The organism is Pseudoalteromonas sp., from assembly GCF_041613455.1.
Lineage (GTDB): Bacteria > Pseudomonadota > Gammaproteobacteria > Enterobacterales > Alteromonadaceae > Pseudoalteromonas.
Genome location: NZ_JBFJHD010000160.1, coordinates 1 through 6,937, shown reverse-complemented (window position 1 = coordinate 6,937; position 6,937 = coordinate 1). Strand labels below are relative to the sequence as shown.

At 42.7% G+C, this 6,937-nt stretch carries 6 protein-coding genes; all 6 read left to right on the top strand.

The features are described 5' to 3' along the window. The coding region (ppnN, locus tag ABYB02_RS12855) for a nucleotide 5'-monophosphate nucleosidase PpnN (RefSeq protein WP_372762841.1) at window positions 1–1,183 on the top strand (1,183 nt) is incomplete at its 5' end. Window positions 1,184–1,193: 10 nt separating this feature from the next. Next, entirely contained in the window at window positions 1,194–1,967 is a 774-nt protein-coding gene (gene xni, locus ABYB02_RS12850) for a flap endonuclease Xni (protein ID WP_372762840.1), read from the top strand. A 69-nt stretch (window positions 1,968–2,036) separates the two neighbouring features. Continuing rightward, the gene (locus ABYB02_RS12845) at window positions 2,037–2,417 is read left to right on the top strand and encodes a DUF3192 domain-containing protein (protein WP_372762839.1); all 381 of its coding nucleotides are present in this window, start codon (window positions 2,037–2,039) and stop codon (window positions 2,415–2,417) included. Window positions 2,418–2,432: 15 nt separating this feature from the next. Further along, on the top strand, window positions 2,433–4,115 hold the full coding sequence (locus ABYB02_RS12840) for a hypothetical protein (protein WP_372762838.1): 1,683 nt from the start codon (window positions 2,433–2,435) through the stop codon (window positions 4,113–4,115). Window positions 4,116–4,301: 186 nt separating this feature from the next. Further along, window positions 4,302–5,309: an isocitrate dehydrogenase gene (locus ABYB02_RS12835; protein WP_372762837.1), complete on the top strand. Its 1,008-nt coding sequence runs from the start codon at window positions 4,302–4,304 to the stop codon at window positions 5,307–5,309. A gap of 436 nt (window positions 5,310–5,745) precedes the next feature. Further along, a partial coding sequence (gene ilvB, locus ABYB02_RS12830; protein WP_372762836.1) for a biosynthetic-type acetolactate synthase large subunit occupies window positions 5,746–6,937 on the top strand: 1,192 nt, incomplete at its 3' end.

Here is a 6,937-nt window from a genome sequence, read left to right as displayed (position 1 = left end):
TTACGATAAATATCAAGATTTTGACATTCGCTTAGTCAGTCGCGAACGGGGCATTAAAATTGAGTTAGAAAACCCACCCGATATTGCCTTTGTTGATGGCGATATTATTACCGGCATTCACGAGCATATATTTTCCGTGATCCGCGACATTCTGTTTATCTGCCAAAAATACGAAAAAGACCTTAAAGAGCAAAAAGCCATCACCCATATGGTGTTTGACATGCTCAGAAATGCCGGGGCCCTTAAAGTAAACAGCGAACCTAGCATGATAGTCTGTTGGGGCGGACATTCCATTAGCGAAGTAGAATATAAATACACCAAACAAGTGGGTTACGAACTTGGTTTACGTGGCTTAAATATTTGCACCGGCTGTGGGCCAGGTGCGATGAAAGGCCCAATGAAAGGCGCTACCATAGGTCACGCTAAACAACGCATTACTGACAACCGCTATTTAGGTTTAACGGAGCCCAGTATCATAGCAGCAGAGCCCCCTAACCCTATCGTTAATGAGTTAGTGATTTTGCCCGATATCGAAAAGCGTTTAGAAGCGTTTGTGCGTACCGCGCATGCCATTATTATATTTCCTGGTGGGGCTGGCACCGCTGAAGAACTGCTGTATTTGTTGGGTATTTTATTGCACCCCGAAAATGAAAAACAGTGCCTTCCCGTTATTTTAACAGGGCCTAAACACAGCGAAACCTACTTTAACGAATTATGTCAGTTTATTGAAATGACTTTAGGTAGCGCAGCACTTGATAAATTTGAAGTGATTATAGATAACCCAGAGCTGGTGGCGCAAAAGCTAAAATCGGCCATGGCAAATGTGCGTGAGTACCGTAAAAGCGAAGGTGATGCATACTATTTTAATTGGACCTTGAAAATAGAAAATGATTTTCAACAACCCTTTTACCCAACTCATGAAGCAATGGCCGCGTTAGACTTACACCTTGAACAACCACCGCAACAACTGGCTGCCAATTTACGCCGTGCGTTTTCTGGTATTGTGGCGGGCAATGTCAAAGAAGAAGGCCTAAAAGCGATTAAACAACATGGTCCGTATGTTCTCAGCGGCGAGCCTAATTTAATGAAAGCCATGGACAGACTATTACAAGCCTTTGTGGAACAAGGAAGAATGAAGCTACCGGGGAGTAAATACACTCCTTGCTATACAATAGAAGCATGAGTTACTGCCATTGAAACCTCATTTATTATTAATTGATGCGCTTAATTTAATTAGGCGCATCTATGCTGTTGACGCAAATCAAAAACACCATAGCGATGAACAAATGCTCAAAGCAAGTTGCGCCCGCGTTGCGCATGCCTGCAAAAAGTTATTAGCCAGCAGTAATGCCACTCACACCATTGCGGTATTTGATGGTGATAGAAGTTGGCGCTACCACTACTACCCCGAGTATAAGCATTCTCGAGCACCAATGCCTGCCACGCTGCGCGACGCCTTAGTACTATTTAAACAGGCGATAGAGGAAACAGGTATTGTGGTATTTGAACCTATTAACGATGAAGCCGATGACATTATTGCCACATTAGCTAATAAAGCGGCTAATAACGCAATTAGTAATACCATAGTCTCCACCGATAAAGGTTTTTTACCTATGTTAGGTGAGCACATTAGCGTGTATGACTATTTTAAAAAACAGTACCTAGATAGCAGTAGCATTACTGAGCGCTTTGGTGTGCCGCAATCTCGGCTGATTGACTTTTGGGCCCTTGCCGGTGACAAAACCAATGATATACCTGGAATAAAAGGAATTGGCACAAAATCGGCCCAGCAGTTGGTTAATAACTATCCCTCATTTGCACAAGCGCTGGCAGACGAGACGCTGAGTGCAGGCATTCGAAACAAACTCAAAGACAATATGCAAATGTATGTTATTTCTAAACAACTGGTTAGTTTACGCACCGATATCCAGTTAGGCTTTAGTTTAAAGCAGCTCAGGCTCAATTAGTCGCAAGTTATTAGCACTGTGCAGTTACACACCGTATACTGGGTGCAGTTTGGGTAGTTAGAGTGAATAATGTTTAAAAAGTTTTTTAGATATTTAATTTTAGGTTTAGGGTTATACGCGCTTATCGCCACATTAGTGATCATGTTTTATAAAGATGATCCGCAAACAATGATTTGGCAAGACCGAGAAGCTTTTAATAAACGCTATATCGAAAAACTACAAGTCGCAGAAACAGCAACTCTCAACACGGTGCTTGATTACCTAGGTAGCCCTGATCTCACTTATGCCAAACGCCAAGGTGATCAGGTTTGGCAAATTGTGTTTTATCGCACGCAACATAAAACCTCTGATGGCATAACCACCATGGATGAATGTACTGGTTTATTGTTTAAAAACGGGCAACTCATTTTATGGGGAGCGGGTGCATACGAGCTCTATCAAGAAAGCTAATTGAGGACATGCGAAATGGATGAGCTGATCTCAACCCGAATTAAATCACTGCTAGATAATACGCAACTATTTTTAGCTACCCACACCGATCAGGCTCAATGGTCAGCGTGTTACCCGTTAATTTGCAACCTTGGCGAGCAATACCTGCAGCTTTACCGTGAACACCCTGCTGCACTGCAAGCGCAACTTATGCTGTATAAACCGCATTTGAGCTATGCAGCGAATTTAGTGATCAATCAGTGTGTTATAACCACTGCCTTATGCATTAGCCAGCGCTATGATAATGAGCTCAGTACCTTATACATCAGTGTGTCATTAGTCGAGAATTTATGTGTCAGTGAGCAGCTAACTAAATTATCCAAACAACAGCCGTTTAATCAGCGCGATAAAAAAGTATGGCAACTACGTCATAAGCTTGCGGCCAAGGTATTACTCACAGCCAAACACCCTACTCAACAAATCACCCAAGTATTAGCTAAATTGATCAAATACAAACACGCACTGGTCACCACCCCTAAACTCATGCTGTATGATAATGGCAGTATTATTGTGGCTGTTGCCAATATTTTAGCAACCAACATCACCTGTAATGCAGCTAAACAACATATTAATTTTTATAAAGCGGTGGGTGATTTGTATTTACGCACCCCTAATTTGTTTGCCCAGCAATTATTAAAAACATTAATTGCCCATATTGGCGCGGCTGTGCCAGGCAGCCGCACACTTTACGCACAGCAAAACATGGTTTATTTAGCCACCGATAACGAACAGCGCCATATACTAATAAACACGGCGCACAAAAAAGTGCACTGGTATCGTGTTAAAGCAGCACTGTGCGATCAGCCAGTGCAGTGGCTGTGTAATGATCAACGCATCCTCTATAAAGTCTGGGATACCGAATACGTACAACCTCATGGCGCAGAAAATAGCAACCCGAATACACTTTATGATCTGCTCACCCGCATCAGATTGCAGCAAGAATACAGCTATCGTCGCTTAAGTAGTTTACTAGAGCCGTATCCGCAGGTTATCAACCGCGTATGCCAAGCTGTCACAGCGTATAATAAAGAGGGGCTTGTGGCTAAAGACTTAAAACACAGCTTATCTATGGTGGGTTATAATAATGCACCAGCAATCATTCAGCGCGTGGTGTTTGAGCAGTTAGTGTACGCCATTGCGCACCCATTACAGGCTTTTTTAGTCAAACGTTTAGCAAATATGGTGGCCATACTCTCGGCGTTGGTTTGCCATAATAAGCAGCATCAAGTAGAACATATTAGCTTAGCTTTATATGCCTATAGCTATTATGTGTTTGGCCAATGTAGCGCGCAGTTATCACGCAAAATAACCATTAACAACAGCCAAGATAATACGCTTGATACCCCTATTGCCGCATTTTTTGGTGTAGAGCAGTTAGATACGCTCGCTTTAAACCAGCATACCACATCACTGCTCAATGATAACCCATGGGCAGGTGCATTATTAGATGCCGAACAGGTCGCTAAAAGTAAGCTTAATGAACCAGCTAAACTCTGGGTTGCCTTCAAAGCGGTAGTGCAAATTGTCTTTAAGCCCACGATCTCCTTAACGGCGTGGCAACAACAAATACTTGAGCAACAATTACAGGCGCAGGGTTGGCAAGATAAATCACGCTTTTTTGCAAAGCTCAACACGCTCGCTATTGCTAATAGTATTTAGTGTAATTATTGCAGCTATAAACGCAGTTTATACCCAGTATTGATAGTATAAACTAGCAAAATAGACTATAAATTGGTATAAATGCGCCGTTATATTCAGTCACACTCGCATAAATGTTCTAATCAGTAATAATTCACCTGAGAAACTATTATTTATGCACACAGTAAACTTTTAAAGGAAAACTTAATGGCCAAACAAACCATAACAGTGATCAAAGGCGACGGCATCGGCCCAAGCATTATCGACTCAGCACTTGAAATACTAAAAGCCGCAGGATGCGATTTTGATTATGAATTTGTTGATGCTGGCCTCGCGGCGCTTGAAAAAACAGGCGAGTTACTTCCGCAAGAAACAATTGATACCATTGCTAAAAACAAAATCACTCTGAAAGGCCCGTTAACCACGCCTGTAGGTGAAGGTTTTACTTCTATTAACGTCACTTTGCGTAAACAGTTTGGTCTATACGCCAATGTGCGTCCGGTTAAATCGTTTGTAGGGACTAAAGCACGTTACGATGATATTGATATCATTACTATTCGTGAAAATACCCAAGGTATGTATTCAGGTGCAGGCCAAGTGGTTAGCGAAGATGGTAACGAAGCAGAAGCTAAATCGATTATTACTCGCGAAGGCGCAGAAAAAATCATTACCTTTGCTTACGAGCTAGCTGTGCGTGAAGGGCGTAAAAAAGTAACAGCCGTGCATAAGGCAAACATTCTAAAATCAACATCGGGTTTATTTTTAAAAGTAGCACGTGAAGTTGCAGAGCGTTACCCACAAATTGAATCAACAGAAATGATTGTTGATGCAACCTGTATGAAACTAGTGATGACACCTGAAGAATTTGACGTGATTGTTACTACAAACTTATTTGGCGATATTTTATCTGATCTATGTGCCGGCCTTGTGGGTGGTTTAGGTATGGCACCAGGTGCAAACATTGGCGAAGATGCCGCTATCTTTGAAGCCGTACATGGTAGCGCACCAGATATCGCGGGTAAAAACCTAGCTAACCCAACCTCTGTTATTTTAGCGTCAATTCAAATGCTAGAGCATCTTGAAATGGGCGACACTGCAGAGCGCATTCGTAGTGCCGTTGCTGATGTAATTAAGTCTGGCGACCGTACCACACGCGACTTAGGTGGCAGCCACGGCACTACTGACTTTACTCAAGCGGTTATTGACCGTCTGTAATAAGCAATACCGCGTTTAACCTTATTAGTGTTAAACTCAGTGCATAAAAGGCCAGCATTAGCTGGCTTTTTTGCTTTTAAATCCTGCATAATTCGCCCTAATAAATAGTTAATTAGTCTAATAAACAACTAAGTTAAATTAAAAACTCTCACGTTTTGCAAAAACAATGCAAAAAACTCCATTTCGCGGTTGACATCGTGCGGCAAAAGCCTTAAAAATAACCACATACAAAATTTAACGTTTAACCACAAGCGGCTGCTTGTGTTATGACAGAGAACTCAATTATGAATACACAGATTCGCCTTTTAGTCGTACTCGTACTGGTCTTAGTGATAAGCCCAGCGGGGATGTATTGAAAGGTGAAACTGCTTTTTAAAAACCCCCGCCCGCCGCGGGGGTTTTTTTATGCATAAAAATAGCGCGCAGAGGAATGAGGATGAGCACACAACACTATAATGGCTCTGAACTAGTTGTTCAGGCATTAAAACAATTAAAGGTAAAATATATATTTGGCTACCCCGGTGGCTCAGTATTAGATTTATATGACGCCCTGTTTCAGCAAGACGAAATTGAGCATATTTTAGTACGTCACGAACAAGCGGCTACTCATATGGCCGATGGCTATGCACGAGCAACTGGCGAAGTAGGCGTGGTGCTGGCTACCTCGGGGCCTGGCGCTACAAACTGCATTACCGGTATCGCCACCGCTTATATGGACTCTATTCCTATGGTGGTGTTGTCTGGTCAAGTACCTACCAGTTTAATTGGCGACGATGCGTTTCAGGAAACCGATATCATTGGCTGCTCTCGTCCGATAGTAAAGCACAGTTTTAATTGTCGAAGCGCTAAAGAGATCCCTGCCATTTTGGCAAAAGCCTTCTATATAGCCAGTAGTGGTCGCCCAGGGCCGGTGGTGGTTGAGCTACCTAAAGACATGCTAAACCCAGAGTTAAAGTTTGCTTTTGAGTTTCCTGCTGCAACCGATATCAGAACCTACAACCCTAATATCAAGGGGCATTCAAAACAGATCAAAAAAGCAGTTGATACCATTTTAGCAGCCAAAAAACTGGTCATTTATTCAGGCGGCGGCATTGTGTTGTCTAACACGTCGGAGCAACTAACTCATTTAGTTGAGTCACTCAACGCGCCTATCACTAATACGCTGATGGGGCTAGGTGGCATATCTGGGGTTCATCCTAACTTTATTGGTATGCTGGGTATGCACGGCACCCTAGAAGCCAATAAAGCCATGGCAAACGCCGACGTTATACTCGCTCTAGGTGCCCGCTTTGATGATCGTGTGACTAATAATGTACAAAAGTTTTGCCCTAATGCGACTATAGTGCATGTCGATGTTGATCCCACCTCAATCTCTAAAACAATTAAAGCGCATATTCCGGTGGTTGGTTGTTTAGCAACGGTTATTGAGCAATTACAAGCGGGTATAGATAAAAGCAGCATTAACATAGATCGTAGCGCACAAGAAGATTGGTGGCGTCAAATCATCAGCTGGCGTGAGCAAAAGTGCCTTAACTACAATACCGATGGCGACAAAATCAAACCACAAGCCGTAATAGAGGCAATGTACCATGCTACCCATGGCGATGCCTATGTCAGCTCTGATGTGG

Bases quoted from the DNA above. Each gene is read 5' to 3' on its own strand.
- ABYB02_RS12845 (WP_372762839.1), top strand. From the start codon at position 2,037: ATGTTTAAAAAGTTTTTTAGATATTTAATTTTAGGTTTAGGGTTATAC.
- ABYB02_RS12840 (WP_372762838.1), top strand. From the start codon at position 2,433: ATGGATGAGCTGATCTCAACCCGAATTAAATCACTGCTAGATAATACG.
- ABYB02_RS12835 (WP_372762837.1), top strand. From the start codon at position 4,302: ATGGCCAAACAAACCATAACAGTGATCAAAGGCGACGGCATCGGCCCA.